Annotated in this window: 21 protein-coding genes and 1 tRNA gene; 12 read left to right on the forward strand and 10 right to left on the reverse strand. The window is 60.8% G+C overall.

What is annotated here, in order from left to right; translation table 11 throughout:
* Nucleotides 1-6: 6 nt before the first annotated feature.
* The 3 genes from M3P27_06410 to M3P27_06420 are packed head-to-tail and all read left to right on the forward strand — an operon-like array spanning nt 7 to nt 2,452.
* Nucleotides 7-315, forward strand: a complete 309-nt coding sequence (locus tag M3P27_06410; GenBank protein MDP9267945.1) for a cytochrome C oxidase subunit IV family protein — start codon at nt 7-9, stop codon at nt 313-315.
* Between the two features lie 49 nt (nt 316-364).
* Nucleotides 365-1,603, forward strand: a complete 1,239-nt coding sequence (tyrS, locus tag M3P27_06415) for a tyrosine--tRNA ligase (GenBank protein ID MDP9267946.1) — start codon at nt 365-367, stop codon at nt 1,601-1,603.
* A 3-nt stretch (nt 1,604-1,606) separates the two neighbouring features.
* Complete coding sequence (locus tag M3P27_06420; protein MDP9267947.1) at nt 1,607-2,452, forward strand: diacylglycerol kinase family lipid kinase; 846 nt, start codon at nt 1,607-1,609, stop codon at nt 2,450-2,452.
* A gap of 33 nt (nt 2,453-2,485) precedes the next feature.
* On the opposite strand, the gene purN is transcribed toward M3P27_06420, so the two are convergent.
* From purN to M3P27_06440, 4 genes are all read right to left on the reverse strand, one after another.
* Entirely contained in the window at nt 2,486-3,124 is a 639-nt protein-coding gene (gene purN, locus M3P27_06425; protein MDP9267948.1) for a phosphoribosylglycinamide formyltransferase, read from the reverse strand.
* 72 nt (nt 3,125-3,196) lie between these two features.
* On the reverse strand, nt 3,197-3,532 hold the full coding sequence (locus M3P27_06430; GenBank protein ID MDP9267949.1) for an MGMT family protein: 336 nt from the start codon (nt 3,530-3,532) through the stop codon (nt 3,197-3,199).
* A gap of 55 nt (nt 3,533-3,587) precedes the next feature.
* Nucleotides 3,588-4,637: a phosphoribosylformylglycinamidine cyclo-ligase gene (gene purM, locus M3P27_06435; GenBank protein ID MDP9267950.1), complete on the reverse strand. Its 1,050-nt coding sequence runs from the start codon at nt 4,635-4,637 to the stop codon at nt 3,588-3,590.
* Between the two features lie 200 nt (nt 4,638-4,837).
* Nucleotides 4,838-5,119 (reverse strand): DUF4242 domain-containing protein, encoded by a 282-nt coding sequence (locus M3P27_06440; GenBank protein MDP9267951.1) that lies wholly within the window; start codon nt 5,117-5,119, stop codon nt 4,838-4,840.
* Between the two features lie 165 nt (nt 5,120-5,284).
* On the opposite strand from M3P27_06440, the gene M3P27_06445 reads away from it, so the two are divergent.
* The 7 genes from M3P27_06445 to tkt all read left to right on the forward strand — a co-directional run bounded on the left by M3P27_06445 (nt 5,285) and on the right by tkt (nt 15,671).
* A tRNA-Pro gene (locus tag M3P27_06445) sits at nt 5,285-5,361 on the forward strand.
* Nucleotides 5,362-5,533: 172 nt separating this feature from the next.
* A complete protein-coding gene (locus M3P27_06450; protein ID MDP9267952.1) occupies nt 5,534-5,938 on the forward strand; it encodes a response regulator in 405 nt (134 codons plus the stop codon).
* Nucleotides 5,939-6,066: 128 nt separating this feature from the next.
* On the forward strand, nt 6,067-8,169 hold the full coding sequence (locus M3P27_06455; GenBank protein ID MDP9267953.1) for a PAS domain S-box protein: 2,103 nt from the start codon (nt 6,067-6,069) through the stop codon (nt 8,167-8,169).
* Between the two features lie 238 nt (nt 8,170-8,407).
* A complete protein-coding gene (locus tag M3P27_06460) occupies nt 8,408-9,640 on the forward strand; it encodes a response regulator (GenBank protein MDP9267954.1) in 1,233 nt (410 codons plus the stop codon).
* Between the two features lie 738 nt (nt 9,641-10,378).
* On the forward strand, nt 10,379-12,034 hold the full coding sequence (pgi, locus tag M3P27_06465) for a glucose-6-phosphate isomerase (GenBank protein MDP9267955.1): 1,656 nt from the start codon (nt 10,379-10,381) through the stop codon (nt 12,032-12,034).
* 87 nt (nt 12,035-12,121) lie between these two features.
* Complete coding sequence (gene zwf, locus M3P27_06470) at nt 12,122-13,522, forward strand: glucose-6-phosphate dehydrogenase (GenBank protein ID MDP9267956.1); 1,401 nt, start codon at nt 12,122-12,124, stop codon at nt 13,520-13,522.
* Between the two features lie 46 nt (nt 13,523-13,568).
* A complete protein-coding gene (gene tkt, locus M3P27_06475) occupies nt 13,569-15,671 on the forward strand; it encodes a transketolase (GenBank protein MDP9267957.1) in 2,103 nt (700 codons plus the stop codon).
* 300 nt (nt 15,672-15,971) lie between these two features.
* Here tkt and M3P27_06480 read toward each other — a convergent pair whose 3' ends face one another.
* From M3P27_06480 to M3P27_06490, 3 genes are all read right to left on the reverse strand, one after another.
* Nucleotides 15,972-17,171: a glycoside hydrolase family 5 protein gene (locus M3P27_06480; GenBank protein MDP9267958.1), complete on the reverse strand. Its 1,200-nt coding sequence runs from the start codon at nt 17,169-17,171 to the stop codon at nt 15,972-15,974.
* A 72-nt stretch (nt 17,172-17,243) separates the two neighbouring features.
* Nucleotides 17,244-17,489 (reverse strand): hypothetical protein, encoded by a 246-nt coding sequence (locus tag M3P27_06485; protein ID MDP9267959.1) that lies wholly within the window; start codon nt 17,487-17,489, stop codon nt 17,244-17,246.
* 51 nt (nt 17,490-17,540) lie between these two features.
* A complete protein-coding gene (locus M3P27_06490; GenBank protein ID MDP9267960.1) occupies nt 17,541-17,816 on the reverse strand; it encodes a carboxymuconolactone decarboxylase family protein in 276 nt (91 codons plus the stop codon).
* A gap of 94 nt (nt 17,817-17,910) precedes the next feature.
* On the opposite strand from M3P27_06490, the gene M3P27_06495 reads away from it, so the two are divergent.
* Both M3P27_06495 and M3P27_06500 read left to right on the forward strand, forming a co-directional pair.
* Nucleotides 17,911-20,826 carry a TonB-dependent receptor gene (locus M3P27_06495; GenBank protein ID MDP9267961.1) on the forward strand — a complete coding sequence of 972 codons (2,916 nt, stop codon included), beginning with the start codon at nt 17,911-17,913 and terminating at the stop codon, nt 20,824-20,826.
* Nucleotides 20,827-20,864: 38 nt separating this feature from the next.
* Nucleotides 20,865-22,172 carry an amino acid permease gene (locus M3P27_06500; protein MDP9267962.1) on the forward strand — a complete coding sequence of 436 codons (1,308 nt, stop codon included), beginning with the start codon at nt 20,865-20,867 and terminating at the stop codon, nt 22,170-22,172.
* Between the two features lie 9 nt (nt 22,173-22,181).
* Here the strand turns inward: M3P27_06500 and M3P27_06505 are convergent, their stop codons facing one another.
* From M3P27_06505 to M3P27_06515, 3 genes are read right to left on the reverse strand one after another with little or no spacing between them, the layout of a single operon-like run.
* Nucleotides 22,182-23,054: a PIG-L family deacetylase gene (locus M3P27_06505; protein MDP9267963.1), complete on the reverse strand. Its 873-nt coding sequence runs from the start codon at nt 23,052-23,054 to the stop codon at nt 22,182-22,184.
* Nucleotides 23,055-23,074: 20 nt separating this feature from the next.
* On the reverse strand, nt 23,075-24,085 hold the full coding sequence (locus M3P27_06510; GenBank protein ID MDP9267964.1) for a polysaccharide deacetylase family protein: 1,011 nt from the start codon (nt 24,083-24,085) through the stop codon (nt 23,075-23,077).
* Complete coding sequence (locus M3P27_06515; protein ID MDP9267965.1) at nt 24,082-25,167, reverse strand: LacI family transcriptional regulator; 1,086 nt, start codon at nt 25,165-25,167, stop codon at nt 24,082-24,084. The genes M3P27_06510 and M3P27_06515 overlap by 4 nt, the downstream gene beginning before the upstream one ends.
* Nucleotides 25,168-25,196 lie beyond the last annotated feature (29 nt).

Here is a 25,196-nt window from a genome sequence, read left to right on the forward strand (position 1 = left end):
GGCAAGATGTCCGAGCATATTGTCCCGATCAAGACATACGTGATGGTCTTCCTCGCCCTGATGGCAGGCACGGCGATCACGGTGTGGGTCTCGCTCGTGGATCTCACCTGGTTCCCCGGCGCGAACTTGGTCATCGCGCTGATCATCGCCTCGATCAAGGCCACGCTCGTCATCCTTTTCTTTATGCACGCGCGCTACTCGCCACGGCTGACCTGGGCGGTCGTCATCGCGGGGCTCTTCTGGCTGGGATTGATGATGGTCGGAGTGATGAACGATTACGCCTTCCGCGGCTGGCTGACGTATCCCAGCCAGTAGCTTTGTGTCTGTGAATCTGCTTTTCCGGGCCTCCCGCTATAATCACGCCGTGGCTGATTTCAAACCTGTCGACGAGCAGCTCGAATACCTGCGCAAGGGCGCGGCGGAGATCATCCGCGAGCAAGACCTGCGCGCGAAGCTCGAAGCGTCGCGCAAGACGGGGAAGCCGCTGCGCGCCAAGGCCGGCTTCGATCCCACCGCGCCTGACCTCCATCTCGGCCACACCGTCCTGATCCGCAAGCTGAAACACTTTCAGGATCTCGGACACACCGTCGTGTTCATCATCGGCGACTTTACCGGGATGATCGGGGACCCGACCGGACGCAACACCACGCGGCCGCCCCTCTCGCGCGACGAGATCGAGAAGAACGCCGAGACCTACAAGGCACAGATGTTCAAAGTGCTCGACCCCAAGCGCACCGAGGTCCGCTTCAACCGCGAGTGGCTGGGCAAGCTGACCGGCGACGAATGGATCCGCCTCGCCGCCAAGGTCACCGTCTCACAGATGCTCGAACGCGAGGACTTCCACAAGCGCTTCCAGGAAGAGAAGCCCATCGCCGTCCATGAGCTGCTCTATCCGCTGGCGCAGGGCTACGACTCGGTCGCCGTCTATGCGGACGTCGAACTCGGCGGCACCGATCAGAAATTCAATCTTTTGATCGGGCGCGAGCTGCAGCGCCACTATGCACAGCCGCCGCAGGTCGTGCTGACCATGCCGCTGCTCGAAGGTACTGACGGCGTGCAGAAGATGTCGAAATCTTACGGCAACTACATCGGCATCACGGAAGCGCCGCTCGAGATGTACGGGAAAGTGATGTCGATCTCAGACGACCTGATGTGGCGTTACTACGAGCTGCTCACCGACATGCCGGCGAAAGAGATCGAATACCAGAAGCAGCAGGTGAAGGCGGGCAAGGCGCATCCGATGAAGCTGAAGCAGAACCTCGCGCGACTGATCGTGACCGACTTCCACTCCGCTGACGCCGCCGAGAAGGCCGCCACCGACTGGTCGAAACAGTTCCAGAAGGACGAGACGCCGGAGAATGTGGAAGAGGTCTTGGTCTCGTATAACGAGATCGCGGGGAAAGATGGCGGCACGATCAAGCTCGACAAACTGGTCGCGCGCTGTGGCATGGCCGACTCGGCTTCCGACGCGCAACGCAAGATCAAGCAGGGAGCGGTCCGCGTGGACGGCGAAGTGCGGAAGGAACCCGCGCTGGCGGTCAAGGTGCCGGCCACGCTCACACTGCGCGTCGGGCGTTTGCTCAAGAAGGTCGCCATCTCCTGACCTGTGCGCGCCGCCGCCATCTTCGGTCCGGCTGCGTCCAAGAAAGACCTCGCGGCGTTCCATGCCGCGGGCGTCGAGTTCGGTGACGCTGAGACGATCGCAGGCAGCGACGCTGCGCTTATCTTCGGTGGCGACGGCACCGTGCATCGTTTCCTGGCCGAGCTGCTCGAGCACAAGGTTCCGCTGCTGGCCGTCCCGACCGGGAGTGGCAATGACTTTTATCGCGAGATCGGCACGGGAACGCGCGCGCTCGCGACCGAGGCTTGGCGAGGATTCCTCGCCGGAAAACCACCGCGTGCCATCGATCTTGGGGTCATCACCGACGCGCAGGGTGCACGCATCGTCTACTGCTGCGTCGCGGGACTAGGCCTCGATTCCGACGCCAACCTGCGTGCCAACGCCATGCCGAGCTGGCTCAAACGTCACGGTGGATACGTGGTCGCGGGATTGCAGAGTGTTTTCGCGTATAAGCCGCAGCGCGTTCGCGTGACGGCGCTGGGTCCGACTGGTGATGACAACACGATCGACGCTCGGGCGACGATGGTCGCCATCGGCAATGCGCCTGCCTATGGCGATGGCCTGCACATCACGCCGCGCGCCGTATTCGACGATGGCAAGCTCGACGTATGTTTCGTCCGCGCACTCTCAAAATCAAGGATACTGCGCGTCTTCCCCCGGATCTTTCGCGGGACGCACCTCGAACTGAAGGAAGTGGAGTACTTCCAGACCGGCCAGCTGCGCATCGAGACGGAGACGCCGATGCGCATCCACGCCGATGGCGAGCACGCGTGTTACACGCCGGTGGAGATCAGTGTCCTGCCGAAGGCGTTGCAGGTGATATTGCCGTGAGACGTGCCGGATGGAGCGCGGCGCCAGCGGAGCCTACGCCCGCTGCGGCGTTGACGCGGAGCCCTTCACCACCACGCGGCGTCCAACGATCTCGTAATTCCCGCCGAGGACGATGTTGATGGCCTCGCTGTAGGCCTTGTGTTCCTGCTCGAGGATGCGGTCGGCGAGCGCATGGGCGTCGTCGGACTCGAGCACCGCGACGCTCTTCTGCACGATGATGGCGCCGTGGTCGAGGTGCTCGTCCACGAAATGCACGGTGCAGCCGGATACCTTCACGCCGTGGTCGAAGGCCTGCTGCTGCGCGTCGAGCCCTGGAAATGCGGGCAGCAACGACGGGTGGATATTAAGGATGCGGTGTGGGAACGCGCGGATGAACTCGGGCGAGAGCAGCCGCATATAGCCGGCCAGGCAGATGAGGTCGACCTGCTTCTCGCGCAGCGCGGCAATGACTTCCGCGTCGTGCTGCTCGCGCGTCTTGCCCTTCGAGGGGATGACGCGGGCGTCCAGCTTCCGGTCGCGTGCGGTGGCGACGCCGGGCGCTTCGGCGCGATTCGAGATCACGATGGCGATCTCTGCGTTCGCGATGCGGCCGGCCGTGATGGAATCGGCGATGGCGACGAAGTTCGAGCCGCGTCCGCTGAGCAGGATCCCGAGTTTTTTATTGTCGGGCATTTTCTTGTCGCCATGGGAAAGACAAAACCTACCACAGAGACACAGAGAACACAGAGGCGCACAGAGAAGAAATCAGCGCCGCCGCCGCGCGGGCCGCTTCTTCGGCTTGCGCTTAGGCTTTCTCTTGAACCAGCTATGCCGGTGCAGCTCCATGCGGACACGGAGTCCCGCGAACTGCACGCCTTCGCCCTGCAAGCGCATGCGCTGTTCGAAGCCAACTTCGCTGGGAAGAAGGATGCGTCCGCCGGCGCCGACCACGCGCTGCCAGGGAAGTCCGCGCGAGCCGTGCAGCGCCCACGCGACCTGGCGCGCGGCGCCGGGAAATCCGGCGGCGTAGGCGACGTCGCCGTAGGTGGAGACCTTGCCTTTGGGGATCTTGCGGATCGTAGCTTCAATGCGGCGAAACATCTGACCATCACTGCGCGGGTGCTTCCGGCCGCCTACCGCCGGCAGCGAGCGCTTGCTACGCGTAGGTCACCTTGCGGTCGCCCTTGACGATGCGTCCGATGGTGCAGCCCTTTTCGCCGGCGCGCTCCAGGATCGACTGCACTTTCTTGAACTTCTTCGGCGGGACGACCAGCACCATCCCGATACCCATGTTGAAGGTGCGCATCATGTCGTCCTCGGGAACGTTACCGATCTTTTGCATGTGCGGAAAGATCGCGGGCACCGGCCACGTGCCTTTTTCCACGACGGCAGCGACGCCGCGGGGGAGCACGCGCGGCAGATTCTCCGTGATACCGCCGCCGGTGATGTGCGCCATCGCCGAGACCGCATCGCCCTCCACCAGTTTGCGGATGACGGGCCAGTAGCTCTTGTGTTGCTTCATCAATTCGTTGCCCACTTTGCCGTGGACCTCGTTGATGTAGGTATCGGGCGAGTAGCGCGCGACCGCGAACAACAGCTTGCGAGCGAGCGAATAACCGTTGGTGTGAAGTCCGTTCGAGGGCAGTCCGATGAGGATGTCGCCGACGGCGACCTTTTCGCCGGTGATGATACGGTCGCGATCGACCACGCCGACGATGAATCCCGCGAGGTCATACTCGCCCGGGGGATAGAAGCCGGGCATCTCCGCCGTCTCGCCGCCGATGAGCGCGCAGCCGTTGTGCTTGCAGGCTTCCGCCATGCCTTCGACGACGCTCTCGGCAATGTCGGGGTCGAGCTTGCCGGTGGCGAGGTAGTCCATGAAGAACAGCGGCGTAGCGCCCTGCACTGCAATATCGTTTACGCAGTGGTTCACCAGGTCGCCGCCCACGGTGGAATGCAGGTCCATCTCGAAGGCGATCTTCAGTTTTGTGCCCACGCCATCCACACTCGAGACCAGCACGGGATCGCGGAACCTCTTGCGGTCGATGGAGAACAGGCCACCGAAGCCGCCGATCTCGCTGAGCACGCCTTTAGTGAAGGTCTTGTGCGCGAGATACTTGATGCGTTGCTTGGTGCGGTTGGCGCGCGCGATGTCTACACCGGCGTCGGCGTAAGTGATCGGCTTGGTCGGAGTCAGTAGGGCCAAAGCGGGTCCAGTCGTGCCGGTATTTTGAGGCCGCGAGGAAGGATGATTTTACCATCCGCCGCCGATAGTCCTTCCGCGCGAAGCGAGGAATCTGTTGGACGGCTAGAGCAAGGTCCCGATCCGTGACCAGCGCGTCCGCGTGAACAGATGCGCGGCCATGGAACGCTTAGAGCAAGAGCAACCGCCATCGGCTGGGGCGTCTAGGCCTTCGCCTCCGCGGTGGTCGGATCGATCATCGATTTGATCTCGGAGATGCGGTTGGCGGGGAATCCGCCCTGCTGCGCATGGTCGCGGATCATCTGCTCATTGGGTGCGATGTAGATGCAGTAGATCTTGTCGTTGGTCACATAGCTCTGCACCCACTGGATCTGCGGGCCGAGATTGCGCAGCACGCTGCACGATTTTTGCGATACGGCGGTGAGTTCTTCCGGGCCAAGCTTCCCCGCGCCCGGCAGGTCGCGTTCAATCACGTATTTCGGCATCAAGACCTCCTCTGAAATGCTGATGAAAACCTGGCGATTATACCGTCGGGCGACCGGCGCGGGCTGCCCCGGCCACCTCTGCTATAATCGTCGACAAAGTAATGAGCGCGACCGCAGGGTTAGCCTCCGCGGAGACGCTTCCAGGAATTACTTTCCTCACACCGTCGGGGAGTGGCTCAGCCTGGTAGAGCACCTGGTTCGGGACCAGGGGGTCGGAGGTTCAAATCCTCTCTCCCCGACCATCTTCATCCCTATTCAAAAGGTGAGCAATACAGACCGTGTTCGGCGCGCCTCCCACGTGTACCTTGGGAACGGCTTGTCAGCGACCAAGGTCCAATGTCCAGAGTAGCGTCGTCATGGTTGAAAGAAGCTTCTCGCGCGAGACGATCTATTCGGCAAAGGCAGACCAAAGTTATGAGCAGAGCAAAGGTACTGAAGATTCTGACGGTTGACGACAATCACTCCCAGCGCAAGATGATGAGCACGCTCTTGCTGCGAGTTGGTTTCGAAGTGACCACCGCTGCAACTGGAGCTGAAGCAATCAGCAGGTCAATCACGGACGCCCCCGATGCCATACTGCTAGACATAAATTTGCCGGATAGCAGTGGTTATGAAGTGTGCAAGCGGATTAAGGCTGACGTAAGGACAGATTCAATCCCAATTATTTTCTATACGGGGGAGATGGACGGCGCTGCCAAGAACCACGCTGAGATGGTTGGTGCCGCTGCATTCCTGACGTCTCCAGTTGAATTGAATCACCTAGGAACGGTGATTGAGTCTGTGGTTGAGAAGGCAAAAGTTTTGAGGGCACAGCGTTAGATGAAGCACGGCACCTCAGCCTATTCCGAAGATGTGCTGTTGCGAGATGGAAGCTAGTGGCAGCCTAAGCGGTATTTAAGTTGGGGCTGTCATTTCGCTCCGGCGAGGTCAGCTCCACAAGGGTGTTGATGTCCGTTCAAAACCACGAAATCGCCATTCCTGACGGCCCCTCCGGTACCGCAGATGTTGTTACCGAGGTCAGACGCAAAGAGGCCCTGCTGAAAACGGGAGCTTTGCAGAATGCAATTTTGAACAGCGCCAACTTCTCCAGCATCGCCACCGACGAGAAGGGCGTCATTCAATTATTTAATGTCGGAGCTGAGCGCATGCTTGGTTATGCGGCGGCTGAAGTGATGAACAAGATCACCCCCGCTGATATCTCTGACCCTCAAGAGGTGATCGCGCGCGCCAAGACACTAAGCCGGGAGCTAGCAACTACAATCGCGCCGGGTTTTGAGGCATTGGTCTTCAAAGCGTCGCGGGGGATTGAAGACATCTATGAGCTGACCTACATTCGCAAGGATGGTAGCCGTTTTCCCGCAATGGTTTCAGTCACAGCGTTGCGCGATGACCATGACGCCATCATAGGCTATCTCTTGATCGGCACTGATAACACCGCACGTAAGCGGGTGGAAGAAGACCAGAAGCAGCTTGATCAACGATTGCGTGATCAGCAGTTTTACACCCGGTCTCTTATTGAATCCAACATTGACGCGCTGATGACCACCAACCCTTCTGGCATCATTACTGACATCAACAAGCAGATGGAAGCCCTCACCGGATGCACTCGTGACGAACTGATCGGTGCCCCATTTAAGAACTACTTCACCGATCCCGAGCGGGCGGAGACGGGTATCAAGCTGGTGCTGGATGAGAAAAAGGTGACCAACTACGAGCTTACAGCGCGCGCCAGGGACGGCAAGGAAACGGTGGTCTCCTACAATGCGACCACTTTTTACGACCGCGATAGGAAGCTTCAGGGTGTGTTTGCGGCCGCTCGCGATGTTACTGAGCTCAAACGTTTTGAACGGACGCTACAGGATAATAACGTGGAGCTGGAGAAAGCCAAGTCCGCGGCGGAGAAGGCCAACCTAGCGAAATCGGATTTTCTTTCCAGCATGAGCCATGAACTGCGCACCCCACTTAGTGCAATCCTTGGCTTCGCGCAAATCATGGAGTCCAACACTCCGCCGCCATCTCCTGCCCAGATGGAAAACATTACCCAGATCCTTCAAGCGGGCTGGCACCTGCTGAAGCTGATCAATGAGATTCTGGACCTTGCGGTGATCGAATCTGGGAACATTTCGTTGTCACCAGAACCGGTGTTGCTGGCCGACATCATGGTGGAATGCCAAACCATGATCGAACCGCAAGCGCAACAGCGCGGCATCCGCGTGACTTTTCCTCGGTTCGACACGCCCTGTTCCGTTGTTGCTGACCACACGCGACTGAAACAAGTGTTGATCAACCTTCTTTCCAATTCAATCAAGTACAACCGGGCTGGAGGCACAGTAGAGGTGGGCTGCACGTCCAGCATCGATGGACCTGTGTGCATCAGCGTAAAAGACACAGGAGAGGGTCTTTCAGAGGAAGCGCAATCAAAGCTGTTCCAGCCATTCAACCGGTTAGGACAGGAAGGCGGGAGCGAGCAGGGGACGGGAATAGGCCTTGTGGTGACCAAGCGCCTGGTGGAACTGATGGGAGGGACGATCGGGGTAAAGAGTTCGGTGGGAGCAGGGAGCACTTTTTGGATCGAGCTGCGCCCGTCGATTGAACCGCAACTTGCGGCGGCAGAAACTGAAGCGGCAGCCATTGGCCGTGCGCAAGTTCGAGGAGACGAAACGCCGAGCAGTGTGCTTTATGTGGAGGACAACCCGGCTAACCTCAGGTTAGTGGAACAACTCATCGCCCGCCGCCCCAATATGCGTCTGCTCAGCGCAGTGACCGGTCCCCTGGGCATCGAGCTTGCGCGCTGCAGCCAGCCCGATGTAATCCTTATGGACATAAATCTCCCCGGCATGAGTGGCGTTGACGCCATGAAAATCCTGTGCCAAGACCCTGCGACCGCCCACATCCCGGTGATCGCGGTTACCGCAAATGCGATGGAACGCGATATTGAGAAAGGATTAGAAGCAGGCTTCTTTCTCTATCTCACCAAACCGCTCAGGATCAATGCTTTCATGGATGCCCTGGACTCGGCGCTGACCGCAAAGCGAGCTCGGAATGTTTAATGGAAGTGGCTCTGCTCCGAAGCACACTGGCCGCTGACAGGCCTAAGCGGAAGAAAAAGCCTTCTTCTCAGAGTTCACGGCGTGAACCCGCGGACGACTGCCTCCGTGATCTGCGCCACCACTGGGCGCGGCTCAATGGCCCAAACGTTTTCATGGCCTTGAACTCCCATCCGTGCGTCGGTAAGTTGTTGATTTACAATGTTCAAGGCATTTTTTGCCTCGTTGTGCGGAGCTAGTCATGAAGAAGGTTCTCGTGGTCGACGATGATCCAGCGATATTGACCATCGCCTCGACGCGGCTGCGATCAGAATCTGTCGAGACTTTGACCGCTAACAACGGAATAGATGGGCTGCGAATCGTCAGGGAACAGCGCCCCGATGTGGTGGTTACGGACCTGATGATGCCCAAGATGCACGGCTACACCCTCATCCAAGAGATCCGTAACGATTCGAACCTGAGCCATATCAAGATTTTGGTCACCTCGTCCAAAACCTATCCGTCGGATGTCGATCGGACCCGGCGGCTGGGGGCAGACCGCTACTTGAGCAAACCGTACGACTTGCAGGAGTTCTGGGACACTATCGCTGAACTTCTGGGGGAAAAGCGACAACTCTTCACCATTCGCTTCTGGGGCACGCGCGGTTCCATTGCGACGCCAGGACAAGCGACTACAAAATATGGTGGCAACACCGCCTGTACCGAAGTACGGTGCGGCGACCAGTTGCTGATCCTGGATGCCGGGACAGGGATTCGGGTGCTCGGTCAATCGCTCATCAGTGAGTTTAAGCAAGAACCCATCAAGGGACACATCTTCATAGGCCACACTCATTGGGATCACATTCAGGGATTTCCTTTTTTCGCACCGGCTTTCAATTCCAGCAACGAGTTTGTGATCTACAGTCTCCACGGGGCCGAAAAGCCGCTCGATAAAGTATTCCGGGGACAGATGGACACCGACTACTTTCCCGTTCTGTTGAGCGACATGAAAGCAAACCTGACGTTTTGCGAATTAGAGTCCGAGGTGCATCTGGGCGAGATCCGAGTTTCGTACATCTTCCTCAACCATCCGGGGCTTGCCATAGGCTTCCGCATCTCCTTTGCGGGCCGGTCGTTGGTCTATGTGAGTGATCACGAGAATTATGGGCGGTTGGCATCCGGGGGATCCAGCCCGAATCCAATGGACCTGGAGCTAGCGCGCTTTGCCGAAAATGCGGAGTTATTGATTTCCGAAGCGCAGTACACGGAGGAGGAGTACGCGCAGAAAAAGGGGTGGGGGCACAGCACCTTCCTCGACGCTTTGGAGCGGGCTGCGCAGGCAAAGGTAAAGCGTCTGGCTATCTTCCATCACGATCCATCGCATGATGATGCGTTCCTGGATCGGACCTTGGAATTCTGTCAGCAGACGATTGCGGATCGGAAATATACCTTCGCGTGCTTCCTGGCCCAGGAGGGAACTTCCATTGAGATCTGAGCGGAGGGCTATTCCGCAAAGGAACCTCGGAGGGCGAAAACTGCCGTCCAGCTCTAGAGGGGGTACCAAAACGTCCGTGTGGCATCGAAGCCGCTGCGCAGCGCCGCTTCCCGAAGCCGTCGGCCGGCAGTCAAACAAATGCGACCAAGCTACAAAAAACTTGGGTCCAACTTGGGTCCAATAGCTGCCGAACACCCTGCACTTAGACGTACTACGACGCAGTACCAACCTAAACGAACCAATGAGATAGCGATTGCGCTACGGTTTCGGGACCAGGGGGTCGGAGGTTCAAATCCTCTCTCCCCGACCAATTCCTTCTTCCTTACGTTTGATAATCAGTCTTCCCTCCCACCCTTGCTTCGCGATAAACCTGCTCAGCAAAGGATGGGGCACCCTCCATGTTTCCTCTCCGGGGTGCGCATTGGCGCTGAGCGGTGGTCACCTTTCGCGTCTCTCACACAAGCAAAACCGGCTTGTGTGGGGCACCCACTGTGTAATGATTTATGCGAAGGCGGGTTGTGTGGGTCACCTGCCACGCACTGTGTAATGACTTATGCGAAGGCGGGTCGTGTGGGCCACCCGCCGCCCTTCCGCTTTTCGGGATTCCCACACTTTGGGTTCGTTTGGGTCCAATCAGCACGGACTGCACCTTCTCAGCATGTCGTCTCCGTGTTCAATCATGGGAAGAGTGCGCCACTGAAAGCTGTCGGTTAGAAGTTAACGACAAAGGAGCGGAACATGACAGCACGTGCAGCGCCGCGCACACGGCGATCGGGCAAAAAGCGTTCGGCGTGGACCGCCTTGCAGGCGCACTACAAGAAGGTGGCGAGACTGCACCTGCGAGAGCTCTTCGTGAAGGACGCGAAGCGCGGTGAGCGCATGGCAGTCGAAGCGGTCGGCCTCTATCTCGACTATTCGAAGAACCGCGTGACGGACGAGACGGTGCAACTGCTACTAGATCTCGCGCGCGAGGCCGGCTTGCCCGCCCGAATCGAAGCCATGTTCACCGGGCAGAAGATCAATGTCACGGAAAACCGCGCGGTCTTGCACGTGGCGTTACGTGCTCCCCGGGACGCCACGATCCTCGTCGACGGCAAGAACGTAGTGCCCGAAGTGCATGCCGTCCTCGACCGGATGAGCGATTTCTGCGAGCGGGTGCGCAGCGGCGACTGGAAGGGCCACACCGGAAAGCGCATTCGCAACGTGGTCAACATCGGCATCGGCGGCTCAGACCTCGGCCCGGTGATGGCGTACGAAGCGCTGAAGCACTATTCGGAACGCTCACTCACGTTCCGGTTCGTCTCCAACGTGGATGGGGCGGATTTTGCCGAAGCGGTGCGCGATCTCGATCCCGCGGAGACGCTGTTCATCGTCTCCTCGAAGACTTTCACTACGCTCGAAACCATGACCAATGCGCAAACCGCGCGCTCCTGGTCGCTGGCGGGACTCGGTGGCGATGAGAAATCAGTGGCGAGGCACTTTGTCGCCGTCTCGACGAATGCAGTCGAGGTCGCGAAGTTCGGCATCGACACCGCGAACATGTTCGAGTTCTGGGATTGGGTCGGCGGGCGATACTCGATGGATTCGGCGATCGGTCTTTCCACCATGATCGCCATCGGTCCGGAAAACTTTCGCGCCATGCTGCGCGGCTTCCACCAGATGGACGAACACTTCCGCAAAACGCCGTTCGAACGCAATCTGCCCGTGCTCATGGGCCTGCTGGCGATCTGGAACACCGACTTCCTCGGCGCGGAGAGTGTTGCTGTGCTGCCTTACGAGCAGTACCTGAAGCGGTTTCCGGCCTACCTGCAGCAGTTGACGATGGAGAGCAATGGCAAACACGTAACGCTCGAAGGAACTAAAGTCGCGCAGCCGACCGGGCCGATCTACTGGGGCGAGCCGGGAACGAATGGACAGCACTCGTTCTACCAGTTGATCCATCAAGGGACGCGCCTGGTCCCGTGTGACTTCATCGCGTTTACGAAGTCGCTGAATCCGCTCGGCCATCACCACGACATCCTCCTGGCCAACGTCTTCGCGCAGACCGAGGCGCTCGCCTTTGGCAAGACGCCGGAGCAGGTGAAGGCTGAAGGCACGCCGGACGGGTTGGTGCCGCATCGCGTCTTCGAGGGGAACCGTCCATCGAACACGATCCTGGCGGAGCGACTCACGCCGGAGACGCTGGGCACGCTGGTCGCGCTTTACGAGCACTCGGTGTTCACCCAGGGAATCATCTGGAACATCGACTCGTTCGACCAATGGGGCGTGGAGCTGGGAAAAGCGCTGGCACAGCGCATCGTGGCGGAGGTCGAGAGCAAAGCAGAGCCGGCGCTCAGCCACGACAGTTCAACCAACCGTCTGATCCGCCGATACCGGAAGCAAAGGGACGCGTGATCATGCGCTAGCGGTTTGGCGGACACGTAGAGAAACCGGGCGCGAAGTCAGACGCGGCCTGAGGGATACGGCCTAAGGGAGAAAGTCATGGGAAATCCCCATTCCGACGCGTTCGTATTTTTCGGCGCAACCGGAGATCTTGCCTACAAGAAGATCTTCCCGGCGCTCCAGGCGCTGGTGAAGCGCGGGCGCATGGACGTGCCCGTCATTGGCGTCGCCCGCCCGGCCTGGACCATCGAGCAATTTCGGGCTCACGCCCAGGAGAGCCTCGAGAAGCATGGTGGAGTGGATCCCGCAGCTTTTGAAAAGCTGAGTGGTTTATTGCGCTACATACCGGGCGAGTACAACGACCCTGCGACCTTCAAGGCGATCTGCAGCGAACTCAAAGGGGCACAGCGGCCCGCGTACTATCTGGCCATTCCGCCGGTCATGTTCGAAGAAGTCATCCAGAACATGGCGGCAACGGGTTGCATACGCGGGGCCCGCGTCATCGTGGAAAAGCCTTTTGGACGCGATCTTGCATCGGCGCAACATCTCAACCGGGTCCTGCTCAGCGACTTCGAAGAGTCAGCCATCTTCCGCATCGACCACTTTCTCGGAAAAAGCCCGGTGCACAACATGCTCGTCTTCCGCTTCGCAAACCCTTTTATGGAGGCCCTCTGGAACCGCGATTATATCGAAAGCGTCCAGATCACCATGGCGGAGGATTTCGGAGTCCAGGGCCGGGGAAGTTTTTATGACGGCGCGGGCGCGATCCGCGACGTGGTCGAGAACCACCTGTTTCAGCTCCTGTCGAATCTGACGATGGAGCCGCCCGCCAACCTGGATAGCGAATCGATTCGCGATGAGAAGGCCAAAGTACTGAAGGCGATTCCGCCCATCGCGGCGAAAGACCTGGTCCGCGGACAGTTCCGGGGCTACCGCAAGGAGGATGGAGTGGCGCCGGATTCGCAGACCGAAACCTTCGCTGCCCTGCGGTTGGAGATCGACTCCTCGCGCTGGAAGGGAGTGCCCTTCTATATCCGTGCCGGCAAGTGCTTGCCGGTGACGTGTACCGAGATCGTCGGGCGCTTCCGGAAGCCTCCTCCGTTGATACCTGTGGGGGCCCTGTCGGAAAACCATCTCCGGATCCGCATCAGTCCCGAGGTCGCGATCGCCATTGGGATGACGGTGTTGGGGCCGGGCGGTGAGATGGTCGGACGAACAGTCGAAATGTTCGCGAACCATCAACCCAATCTCGCAGAGGTCGGCGATTACGAGCGCGTGCTGGGGGCCGCGATGGAGGGAGACACCTCTCTGTTCGCCCGGGAGGACTACGTCGAAGAGGCGTGGCGGGTCGTGGACCCGGTCCTGAATGGCGACACGCCCGTCTACCCATATGAGCCGGGTACCTGGGGACCAGCCGAAGTCGAGCGGGTAACGCCGCCGGGAGGCTGGAGCGATCCAATCCTCGGAAGCGAGACGGCCGTGGCCGACCACGCCGCGTGATGCGCGTCCTCGATTGGAGCCGGTTCGAAGGTAGGGAGATATTCTTATGACCAACACGCCGCTTGCGACTCGCTTCGCCGGCACAGACCTCGATCAACTCTCCATCAACACCATTCGCACGCTTTCCATCGACGCAGTCCAGCAGGCGAAGTCTGGACATCCCGGCACACCGATGGCGCTGGCGCCGCTCGTCTATACCATCTGGAATCGCGTGCTGCGTTTCGATCCGCAGGATCCGATCTGGCCGGATCGGGACCGCTTCGTCCTCTCCAATGGCCACGCTTCCATGTTGCTGTGGTCCGTGCTCCACCTCACCAAGACGCAGGCCGTGAATGCCGAGTATGAGACCCTGGGAAAACCTTCCGTCACGCTCGACGATATTCGCCACTTTCGTCAGCTCGGTAGCAAAGCGCCAGGCCATCCCGAATACCGCTGGGTGTCGGGCGTGGAGACGACGACGGGTCCCCTGGGACAGGGCGTCGCCACCAGTGTCGGCATGGCGATCGCGGAGAAGTGGCTGGCCAGTCACTACAACCGCCCCGGCTTCGAGATCTTCGACTACAGGATCTATGCGATTTGCGGCGACGGCTGCCTCATGGAGGGCGTCGCTTCGGAGGCCGCGTCCCTCGCTGGCCATCTTGGCCTCGACCATCTCTGCTGGATCTACGACAACAATCACATCACCATCGAAGGCAGCACGTCCCTCACCTTCACCGAAGACGTGGTGACCCGGTTCCTCGCCTATGGCTGGAATGTTCTCCGCGTCGGCGATGCGAATGACACGGAGCGCATCGAACACGCCCTCGATACATTCAAGCAGACGAAGGGACGCCCCACGTTCATCGTCGTCGATAGCCACATCGGCTATGGGTCACCGAACCGGCAGGACACCGCCGCGGCGCATGGCGAACCTCTCGGTGAGGACGAGGTCCGCCTCACCAAACGCAGCTACGGATGGCCCGAGGATGCGAAATTCCTTGTGCCCGAGGGAGTGTATGAGCATTTTGCCGACGGGATCGGCAAACGCGGCGCAACTCTGCGTGCGGACTGGAAGGCTCTGTTCGCGGCATATCGAACCAGCTATCCGGAACTCGCTCAGCAGATCGACTTGATGCAGCGCCGCGAGCTTCCCGCCGGTTGGGACCGCAACCTTCCCATCTTTCCGGCGGACGCGAAGGGCATCGCCGGGCGCGATGCCTCGGGCAAAGTCCTGAACGTTCTGGCGCAGAACATCCCATGGTTCCTCGGCGGAAGCGCCGACCTGGGGCCCTCGACCAAGACCTTGTTCACGTTTTCCGGCGCCAGCGACCTCGAGGCCGAGAACCCCGGTGGCAAGACCTTGCACTTCGGTATTCGTGAGCATGCCATGGCCGCGATCGTGAACGGACTGTCGTTGTCGAAGCTGCGGCCCTTCGGCGCGACCTTCTTCATCTTCAGCGACTATGCGCGGCCGGCGATCCGGCTCTCCGCCATCATGGAGCTGCCGAGCCTCTTTGTTTTCACGCACGATGCCATGGGCGACGGTGAAGACGGCCCCACGCACCAGCCGGTCGAACAGCTTGCTTCGCTGCGTGCCATGCCCGGGCTGATCGTCTTGCGGCCCGGCGATGCCAACGAAGTGGTCGAGGCCTACCGCTATGCCGTGCAACTGCGCCATCAGCCGGTGGCGCTGGCGCTATCCCGCCAGCCGCTGCCCACGCTCGATCGCAGCAAGTATGCGCCGGCGTCTGGCGTAGCGCGTGGAGCATACGTGTTGGCGGATGCTCCCGGCGCCGCTCCCGGGGCTACTCCCGACGTCATCCTCATCGCCTCCGGCAGTGAGGTCAGCCTCGCCGTCGAAGCACATGAACAGTTGCTGGCTGAAGGCATCCGCTCGCGCGTGGTCTCGATGGCGTCGTGGGAGATCTTTGAGCAACAGCCGCGGGAATATCGCGACGCCGTGTTGCCCCCTGCAGTGAAGGCGCGCGTCGCCATCGAGCAAGCCTCCACCTTTGGCTGGGAGCGCTACGTCGGCAGCTCCGGTCAGGTGGTAGGGATGCACACGTTCGGGGCTTCCGCGCCGTTGAAGGAGTTGCAGAGGAAGTTCGGATTCGAACCCGACAAGATAGCCGGCATTGCACGGCAGCAACTGGGCAGGACAACGATGTAAGGGTGCGAGTGCGACGAGCACACGACACGCTGGTTACGTTGACATAATCATCCACAATGTCGGTGGGTCATCCGCGCCCAGCCGCGGCTTCATCACGGTCGCTGACGAACTCTGGCAGCAGGCCATTAGAGTGCTGCCGCATCAAGTTGGCGGGGACCCTCCAAGACGCTACCGGCGTGTTGCAGCAGCGCCCGACGATGGCTTGCAGGACAAACCAGACGTTCGCTTATGGCGCAGCTTCGATCCAGGAAGACATACAATTCGGCCTTTGACCCTGGTTCGTCGGCTTCTCCATGCGGGCTAGTGAGGGCGGTCTGTCGCGGGAGGAGCGGGCGCCATATCAGCCTTCATCCCGAGCGCTTTCAGATAGCCCTCATTGACGCGACACTTTTGCAGCCGGACATTTTCCAGCAGCTCGGCGAAGGTACGGGTGATGGTTTCCTGATCAGGCCGGGCCTTCAACCGAGCTTCCACGTGTGCCGTGCCGCGCGGAAGTTTGGCGAACTCCACGATCTTGCCCCAATCGGCTGGGGGGAAGATGCTGACGATGGCTGACGACTTTTCCAGCTTTTTGTAAGGCCAGAAAGCCCATCCGATGTTATTTTTTGAAAGCGTTTTCTCGAATTGCGCGATCCACTCATCCGTATTCTCGCCGGACTCGCCCATCCAGATCGGCACATCGTAGCGCTCGCGGAAGTCGAGGTATGGCCGGATGACGCTTGCATCCGGCGCCGTCCAGTATTTGTGGAACGTATATACGACGTTCGCGTCGAAGGGTTTGCCGAAGACGGAGAAGTCACTGTCCCACTGCGCGCCACCGAGGAAGAGGATATGGCGCGGATCAACCTCGCGGATCGCGCGGGACAACCGCTTGTAGAGCGGCTCGAGGAAAGCGTCCAAGGCTCTGAGCTTGGGAAAAGTCGGGATGGGCTCATTCAAGAGGTCATAACCGAGCACGGCGGGTTCGTTGCGATAGTGCTTCGCCAACCGTCGCCAGACGGCGATGAGATGCTGTTGCGCTTGCGGACTCTGGTACAGCCAGGGATATCCCGCGCTGTCATCGATGTTCGCGCCGGTTTGTCCGCCGGGCGCGGCATGCAGATCGAGGATCACGTATAAACCTTCGGCGCGGCTCCAGGCGACCAAGCGGTCGAGGAGCTTGAATCCTTCCGCGTCGTCGCTCTCAAAAAGGTTGTAGTGCAAAGGAACGCGGATGGCGTTGAAGCCGGCGCGATGCAGGAACGCGATGTCCTCCCGCGTGATGTAGTTCTCGCGGTAGCGCTGCCAGAATGAGGCCGAGCCTTCGGGTCCAAGCAGCTCCAATACCAAGGCGTGGATCTCACTCGGAGATTGCGGGCCGCCTTCGAGCCGCCACATGTAGCCTTCCGGCACCAGCCAATTGCCCAGATTCGTGGCACGAATAAAGAGCGGCTTGCCGGCGGCGTCGACGATCTTCTGGTGGCCGGTGTGCGCGAATTGTGCGCCGGCCTGGGAGATCATTGCCAGAAGCAGAAGCGGCAACCACCGTAGATGGCGGAACATGAACATGGGCGTTGCTCCCTGCAGTAGTCCTTAGAGATATCCCATCGAGGGAATGCCGAATGCATCCGCCACGCGGTTAAAGAAAGCGAACATGGCGGTGATGTAGACGCCTTCCGCGATCTGCTCGTCCGACCAACCATGCTGCCGCAAGTCATCGACGTCGGCGGCAGTAGTCTTGTATGCCGCCTCCGTGACCTTCCTTACATAGGCGAGCAGCGCGGCTTCGGCGGCGGTCAACCCGTTGGTATCGAGCTTGCCCTCGGCCAGCGCCTGCACGACTTTATCCTGGGCTCCCTGTTCACGCAGGAAGTGAGCGTGGCTGTCGATTCAATACGGACAATGGTTCAAGGCGGAAACATAGGTGGCGATCATCTCTTTGTGACGGCGGGAGAGATGGCCTTCAGAAAAATGGACGTTGTCTGAGAAAGCGATGACCTGCCGCAGGAAGTCTGGCCGGGCACTGAAGCATTTCAGTATTCCGGGCATGGCGGAGCGGCCCGTCCGCTGCTTCCATTCCTGGTAGACCTCAGCCACCAATCCCGTGGCTTTTTCGTCTTCGACGACGGGAATCTTCAGGTCAGCGGGTTTTCTCACGTCCGGCATAGGGTAGCAATATAGCAAATGGCCTTATACTGCTGCGCGTCTTCATCCCACACCAGCCTGGGCCCGTTTTCGTGCCCAACTTTGGAGCGAGCACATGTGCCGTTTGCGTGGAGTCGTCTGCTTCCTGTTGTTGCTGATGTCTTCATGCCTGGTTTGGGCGCAAGAGTCAAACTCCGCGGCCGTGAGTGGCGTGGTGAAAGATCCCACCGGCGCGGTGGTGGCGAATGCCTCCATCGTGGCGAAGAACACCGCCACAAATTCGATCCGCAGCACGAAAAGCAACGGGGAAGGGTTCTATGCGCTCGCCGGCCTGCCGCCGGGAGAGTACGAGATCTCGGTAAAGGCGCCCGACTTTTCGCCGCGGGCCAACAAACTGACGGTCGAGGTGGGTCAGCGCATCACTTGGGACGTGGCGCTGCGCGTCGGTCCTGCTACGGCGCAGGTGGAAGTCACCAGCGCGGCCGTGGCGCTGGATACGACCAGCTCCGTGGTGGACGCGGTGGTGGACAGCAACGCCATCGAAAACCTTCCCTTGAATGGCAGGAATTACCTCGAACTCGCGCTCTTGATCCCGGGTAACTCGCCGGCACCGAATTTCGACCCCACGAAGACGAACACGGTGCAGATATCCTCGGCGGGCCAGCTCGGCCGGGGCGGCAATGTGACGGTGGATGGAGCCGACAATAACGACGACGTTGTCGGCGGTGCTCTGCATAACGTTCCCCAGGATGCGGTCCGCGAATTCCAGATGGCGACCAACCGTTTCTCGGCGGAGCTGGGGCGCTCAGGATCGTCGGTGATCAACGTGGTGACAAAATCGGGCAGCAACCAACTGCACGGCTCCGCCTCCATTTATGAGCGAGATGCGGTGCTGCAAGGCTTGCCGGCGACCCTTGATCGCACCCTCGGTCAAGACCCATCGTTCAGCCGGCAGCAGTATTCAGGCACGCTGGGCGGGCCTATCGTGCGCGACCGCGCCTGGTGGTTCGCGGGGTTCGAATATCGCAAGCAAGATGGTGTGCTATTGGTCGGCGAGCGCAACCTGGCGACGAACACCATCGACCGCGTTTTTGCCGACGCGCCGGTCACGGACCTGATGTTCACGCCGCGCGCCGATTGGCAGGTCAGCGATCAAGACAATCTGAGCTTTCGCTACTCGCTCGAGCGCGTGGATGCCGTGGATGCCAGCAGCCTGGTCCGCACCATCGGATCGGCCTCGGAGCGACAGGACGGGCGCAACGACTACCAGGCGTTCGCCGCGAATTGGACTCGCGTGATCACCACCTCATTGCTGAACCGCGCCAGCTTCAGCGTGAACAACTTCGTGAACCACACCGACCCGGTCACGCCCGGACCGCAGCTCACGTTTCCGAGTGTGCAGGATGGCGCTTCGTTCCGCGTGCCGCAGGCGACGTGGCAAAACCGTTTGCAATTCTCCGACTCCCTCGCATGGACCGTGGGCCGGCATAGCTTGCGCTTCGGCGCCGAGGTTCAGCGCGTCGACGCCGCCTTCGACCTGCGCGTCTTCCAGAGCGGTCGCATCGAGCTGGTGGAGGATTTTGCGTCGCAGGACCGTAACGGTGATGGCGTGATCAACGACCTTGATCTGCTGTTCGCGGTCACGCTGCGCAGCGCTTTCCCCGACCGTCCGTTGCTGCTGCCCGACGCCGACAACAACTTCATGGCGTTCTTCGTGCAGGATGACTGGCGGATCCATCCGCAGCTCACCCTGAACCTCGGCTTGCGTTACGAGCTCGATACCGACGTGAAGAACATCAGCCGGGTGAACGAGCTGAATCCGATCATCCTGCCCTTCCTGCACGGCACTCGCGGCAAAGACACGAACAACTGGGGTCCTCGCATCGGCTTCAACTGGTCGACGAAAGACGCGCGTTTCAGCATCCATGGTGGCTACGGGATCTACTACGACCGCATCACACTGGAGATCAGCTCGCTCGAGCGTGGGCTTGACGGGCGTGCTTTGCCCATCGTGGTTCGCGCCGGGAACGTGTTCTTCCTCAACCCTGACGGAACCTTCGCGCCCGGCGCGCCGACGACTGCGGATCCATTCACCGGCTTTCCCTTGCCGGGCGCGGGCGCAGCGGGGATCAACATCATCGACAACCGCATGCAGAGTCCGGCGGTGCAGCAGTTCAATCTCGGCTTCGAGAAAGCCCTGGGCGCCTATTTTGTCGCGCAGGCGGACTTCATCCACAACCTGGGAACGCATTTCATCATCGGCAGACCGATCGGCACAGTCTTCAATCCGGTGGTTGGCGGTCCCGACGTGGTCAAGAACCTCGAATCCAGCGTGAACACGCACTACGACGCGCTGCTGCTCAGCGTTCGGAAGCAGCTCTCGCATCGCTACCAGTTCCGTGCCTCCTACACCTTCTCCAAGGCTTTCAATTACGAAAACGATGACCAGATCCCGTTTGGGAATGGCCCCATCGAACCGAACAACCTGCGTCGCGAATACGGTCCGACGCCGAACGATCAACGCCACCGCTTCGTCTTCTCCGGCACGGCTGAGCTGCCTTACGGGTTCCGGCTGTCTCCCATCTGGACGATGGCTTCCGGAGTGCCGATGGATATCCTGCTACCCGATGCGAGCGGCCGCGTGCCGGAATTCAGGCGCAACGCGGGCGGCACGGTCTTCCATTCGGCAGCAGAACTGAATGCGGCCATCACCATCGCCAACGCGGGCAGGGCACCGGGCGACCAGCTTCCGCTGGTGAGCTCCGACGCCAAGTTCAACGACAGCTTCCATTCCTTCGACATGCGCCTGGCGAAGACCTTCAAAGTGCGGGAGCGTGTCTCCATCGAGGGGATCGCCGAGGTCTTCAACCTGTTCAACGTGACGAACATCCTGGGCGTGTCGAACCAGAATTATTCCGGGTTCAATAATGTTCTGGGGCCTTCATTCGGGCGGCCAGTCACGACGGCGGGCGGAGTGCTCGGTTCCGGTGGGCCTCGCGCCTTCCAGCTCGGAGCAAGGTTGTCGTTCTGACGGCAGCGACACCAACCCAGGGTGTGGAAGCTTCAGGGTTGAAACGCGAGCTCGGACTCGCGTCGGCCACGGCCATCATCGCGGGCCAGACGATCGCCGTCGGCATCTTTCTCACTCCTGCGGGCATGGCCAAGGCGCTGGCCTCGCCCTTCTGGCTGTTGATGGTGTGGCTGGTGATGGGCGTGATGACGCTGTGCGGCGCGCTCTCTTACTCGGTGCTGGCCTGCCGATATCCCGAGACCGGTGGCAGTTTCGTCTACCTGAAGCGCGCGTATGGCGCCCGCGTCGGCTTTCTCTATGGCTGGATGTGCCTGGCGGTGATGGATCCCGGCCTCTGCGCCGCGCTGGCTATGGGACTCGCCAGTTACCTGGCTTACCTGACGCCGCTGTCTGCCTTCGCGCAGAAGATGGTTGCGATCGGCACCGTGCTCGCCATCGCCGGTCTCAACGTGATCGGTACGCGCGTGAGCGCGGCGTTGCTCAACGCCGTCACCTGGGTGAAGATCGCCATACTCCTCTTGCTTCCGTTGTGGGCGTTCGTGACGCACGCGGGGGACATCAACAATTTCCTGCCCTTCATCGCCCAGCGCGCGGGTGGCGCCCCGCTTGCCGGCGCCCTCGCCGGCGCGCTCATCGGCGCGTTTTTCTCTTTCGGCGGATGGTGGGAGGTGAGCCGCGTCGCCGGCGAGGTGCGCGACCCCGGCAAGACGCTTCCCAAAGCTCTGCTCGGGGGCGTGCTGCTCGTGCTCACGATCTACATCGCCATCAGCGCGGTGTTCATCTACCTGGTCCCAATCGGCGCGGTGGGAGATGGGCAGGCATTCGTGGCGCAAATGGGCACGAAGCTTTTCGGAGTACGAGGCGGCAAATTGCTGGCCGCGATCGTGGCGCTCTCCATCGTGAGCAGCCTGGCCGCCTTCATGATGGCGGTGCCGCGCGTGTATTTCGCGATGGCGAAAGAGGGTGGATTCGTACCGCAGATCGCCGAGGTGTCGCCGCGCTTTGGGACGCCGGCCCGAGCCATCGCGCTGCAAGCCGCGTTGGCGTCGGTGCTGATCCTGGCGGGGAATTTCGAGCAGATCATCGCCTACTTCATCTTCACCGCCGTGCTCTTCCTGGGACTCACGGTCACCACGGTCTTCGGTCTGCACCGGCGCGGCGAGCTAGTGAAAGGGTTTGCGCAGCCTTACGCGGCCGCCGGATTCACCGCGTTCGTAGTCTTGTTGCTCGTGCTGCTGGCCGCGGGCCGCCCACGAGAGAGCCTCGCGGGGCTGGTAGTCACCGCGGTGGGTGCGTTGCTATTTCGGGCGCGACCGGCGGTAGCTCCGGTGGCTCCGGTCAAGTAGCTCCGTAGCTCAGTAGAAAAGGTCGCTCGTCTTCTTCACGCCGTTCGTCTTCCCGCTGTTCTTGTTCCCGCCGCGCCATTCATAGAACTGCACTCCGCCCTTCCATAATTGCGAAAGGGTGTTGAAACTCTCGTTCATCATCGCGGTGGTGGCTTGGGATTTATGGCAGCCGATATCTTTGCGCGCGGTCGCGAGGTCCTGAGGCGTGAACGCGACCTTCGCCGTCAGGAGCGCGGGGTCGGTGCCGTACATCTTGAAGCCGTACCAAAGCGGCGCACTCGCAACGCGCTCGGGAGGAAACCCGATCCAGTAGAAGTGGCGGCCCTTCATCCGCATGCCACCCTCCAGGAACAGTTGCATCACGACGTCGCCGACGAGCCGGTGGTCAGGATGTCCATAAGCGCCCTCCGGCCCCCAGGAGATGATGACCTGTGGATCGAGTTCGTCCACGATGCGGCGCAGTTCCTTGGCGAGCTTGTCGAGCGGCTCTCCGGGATACGCCACTGCGGGCTTGATGGCGGCAAGACCGGCATCGGGTAAGCCGATAAGGATGGGGGGCTCGATGCCAAGCTCTTTCGCCGCGCACTGCACCTCACCGGCGCGGACTTTGGCCAACTGATCGCCGGCGGGAATGCCGGCGTGCGGCATTATGCCCATGCGTCCGTCGGTCGCGACCACCAGGTATACCTTCACTCCTTGTCTGGCGTACGCCGCCAGGACCGGCGAGACGATGGTCTCGTCATCCGGGTGCGCGAAGACTGCAAGCAGTGTCTTCTGGTGCGGCTGGTGCTGCGCTGGGATTTTTTGCGCGCTTGCTGCCAGAGGCAGCAACGAGAGCAAGAGCAGTGCGCCGCCCGCAAATAACCGATGACTGACCGTCACGACTACCTCCCGTTTGATCCTCAGTGTCCGCCCGTCGCCGCCGCCGGCTGTGCATTCGGCAGAGCCCGCGCTAGATCGCGCCAGCGCACGATGATGAATTTTTCGTCCCGAAGAAAATCGCGGAATTCCTTGCTCTTCACCGTCTCCAGGTCAAGCTGTCTCCAGGTCGCGCCCCAGTTCGGGTGATCGAAGGTCGCGCCCTGCATCTCCGGATCGTCGTAGCCGGGGTGGACGATGAACTCGTAGACGCCAGGGCCGAGCGGCTGCAACATCCTCTTGCTGGCGTCAAGCCATGCGTCGCGCTTGAGGGGAACTCCTACATCCATGCTGACGACCTTGTCGATCAACGCCTCGGGAGGCAATGGCTGTCCCGCCTGGCGGTAGGTTCCCTCGCCACGCTCCAGCAGGATCGGCAGGCCATAAGCCCGCCCCACCCTGCGATAGACCTCGAACAGGGCCGGCGACCGGGTGAGCGTGGTCATGTGAGTATCGAGGTGCGAGAGCTTGATCCCCTCGGCGCGGGCCTTCTCGATCTGCGCGCGGATCTCCACCTCCACTTGCGCGAGGTCAGCCTTGGGCGGCACATCGCTCTCGAGCAGCGGGAAGTATCCGTGCTGGTCGAGCAGCGTGGGCACGGTGCTGGTGGGCGAGAGCGGGCCCCAGCGATACGGCGTCCACTCGCTATTGAGCACCATGTGGATGCCGAGGTCGGCGTCGGGATGTCTCTTTGCCCACTGCACTACTTCGGGGAACCACGGGCAGGGAACCATGATGGAAGCCGACGTCACCCAGCCGTTCTCGAGCGCCTCGAAGGTGGCACGATTCACCGAGTGGGACATGCCAAAGTCGTCGGCATGAATGATGAGTAGCCTGGAGTTGGCGGGATATCCCAGGCGCTCCTGCACGCTGGGTCCGGACGCGGCATGGGGGGCCGGTTGCGGCGGCGTAGTTTGCGGCGTCGACATCTGGGCGCATGCCGCACCGGCCGTGATCATGAACATCATTGCGGAACCTAGCAGACGTTTCTTCATACTTCCTCCGATCGCGGGCCGAGCGGTGCGGTTGACTCTCGCACCACCAGTTCAGGTGCGACTTTGCGGTGTACTGCGGCGAACTCGCGTGGGATGGCTTGCAGGTTCTCGAGCATGATGCCGACAGCCAGTGCCCCCATCACTTCCATCGGCTGCCGGATCGTGGTCAGCGGCGGGGTGCAGAGCGCGGCGGGCGCGATGTCGTCGAAGCCGATCACCGAACATTCGCTCGGCACGGAGATACCGGCGTGCGCCAAGGCCCGCATCACTCCGAGCGCCGACATATCATCGAATGCCATCACGGCTGAGAACCAGCGCTTGTGCTTGGTCAGGTCAAGCGTGAGCTTGTATGCCGCCTCGAATCCCGACCAGGGATCGCGCGAGTCGGGGAGCTCGAAGGTGAGTTTGGGATTGATGTCGAGCCCACGCAGCTGCGCGAACTTGCGCGCTCCTCGCCAGCGCGCCGAGCTATCCCCGAGCGCCTTCGGCCCACGGATGAACGCTACCTTGCGGTGCCCGAGGGCATAGAGGTGCTCGAGCGCCAGGAAGCCACCCAGTTCGTTGTCGACGATCACGGAACTGACCGCGCCGTGGTCGAGCTCGCGTCCGATGACGACGCAGGGGACCTTATCGTTTTCCAGATCGGCGAGCAGCGTGATGTCCATGAAAAGCCAGTTGGCCAGCACGATGAGGCCTTCGATGCGGCGCGCGAGCAGCATCTCCAAGTAACGCTCGAAGCGGGCGCGCTCGTTTTGCACGTCCGAAAGGATGGGCGTGTACGAGGCCGAATAGAGCGCGCTCTGCACCCCGCGCAGGATGAGCGTGCAGTACGGGTCGGTGATGTCAAACACCATCAGGCCGACGGTATTGCTGCGGTTGCTGCGCAGGGAACGCGCGAATAAGTTCGGCCGGTAACCCAGTTTCTTCGCGACCTTGTGGATGCGCGTCTTGGTGACTGCCGGGATGTAGCGCGCCAGCGGGCTGTCGTTCAGCACGATCGACACGGTGGTGGCCGACACTTTGCTCTCCTTGGCTACATCACGGATGGTTACGTTGCGCCCGCTACGCGATGACGTCCGCACGTTTGCTCTCCTGGGTAGGGAAGACGATC

It is taken from the genome of Acidobacteriota bacterium (assembly GCA_030774055.1).
Classification (GTDB): Bacteria; Acidobacteriota; Terriglobia; order Terriglobales; family Acidobacteriaceae; genus JACPNR01.

Bases quoted from the DNA above. Each gene is read 5' to 3' on its own strand.
- M3P27_06410 (MDP9267945.1), top strand. From the start codon at position 7: ATGTCCGAGCATATTGTCCCGATCAAGACATACGTGATGGTCTTCCTC.
- M3P27_06430 (MDP9267949.1), bottom strand. From the start codon at position 3,532: ATGTTTCGCCGCATTGAAGCTACGATCCGCAAGATCCCCAAAGGCAAG.
- M3P27_06455 (MDP9267953.1), top strand. From the start codon at position 6,067: ATGTCCGTTCAAAACCACGAAATCGCCATTCCTGACGGCCCCTCCGGT.
- purN (MDP9267948.1), bottom strand. From the start codon at position 3,124: ATGCCCGACAATAAAAAACTCGGGATCCTGCTCAGCGGACGCGGCTCG.
- M3P27_06510 (MDP9267964.1), bottom strand. From the start codon at position 24,085: ATGAAGAAACGTCTGCTAGGTTCCGCAATGATGTTCATGATCACGGCC.
- M3P27_06480 (MDP9267958.1), bottom strand. From the start codon at position 17,171: ATGATCTCCCAGGCCGGCGCACAATTCGCGCACACCGGCCACCAGAAG.
- M3P27_06450 (MDP9267952.1), top strand. From the start codon at position 5,534: ATGAGCAGAGCAAAGGTACTGAAGATTCTGACGGTTGACGACAATCAC.
- M3P27_06495 (MDP9267961.1), top strand. From the start codon at position 17,911: ATGTGCCGTTTGCGTGGAGTCGTCTGCTTCCTGTTGTTGCTGATGTCT.
- zwf (MDP9267956.1), top strand. From the start codon at position 12,122: ATGGGAAATCCCCATTCCGACGCGTTCGTATTTTTCGGCGCAACCGGA.
- M3P27_06490 (MDP9267960.1), bottom strand. From the start codon at position 17,816: ATGCCGGACGTGAGAAAACCCGCTGACCTGAAGATTCCCGTCGTCGAA.
- M3P27_06460 (MDP9267954.1), top strand. From the start codon at position 8,408: ATGAAGAAGGTTCTCGTGGTCGACGATGATCCAGCGATATTGACCATC.
- tkt (MDP9267957.1), top strand. From the start codon at position 13,569: ATGACCAACACGCCGCTTGCGACTCGCTTCGCCGGCACAGACCTCGAT.
- pgi (MDP9267955.1), top strand. From the start codon at position 10,379: ATGACAGCACGTGCAGCGCCGCGCACACGGCGATCGGGCAAAAAGCGT.
- M3P27_06440 (MDP9267951.1), bottom strand. From the start codon at position 5,119: ATGCCGAAATACGTGATTGAACGCGACCTGCCGGGCGCGGGGAAGCTT.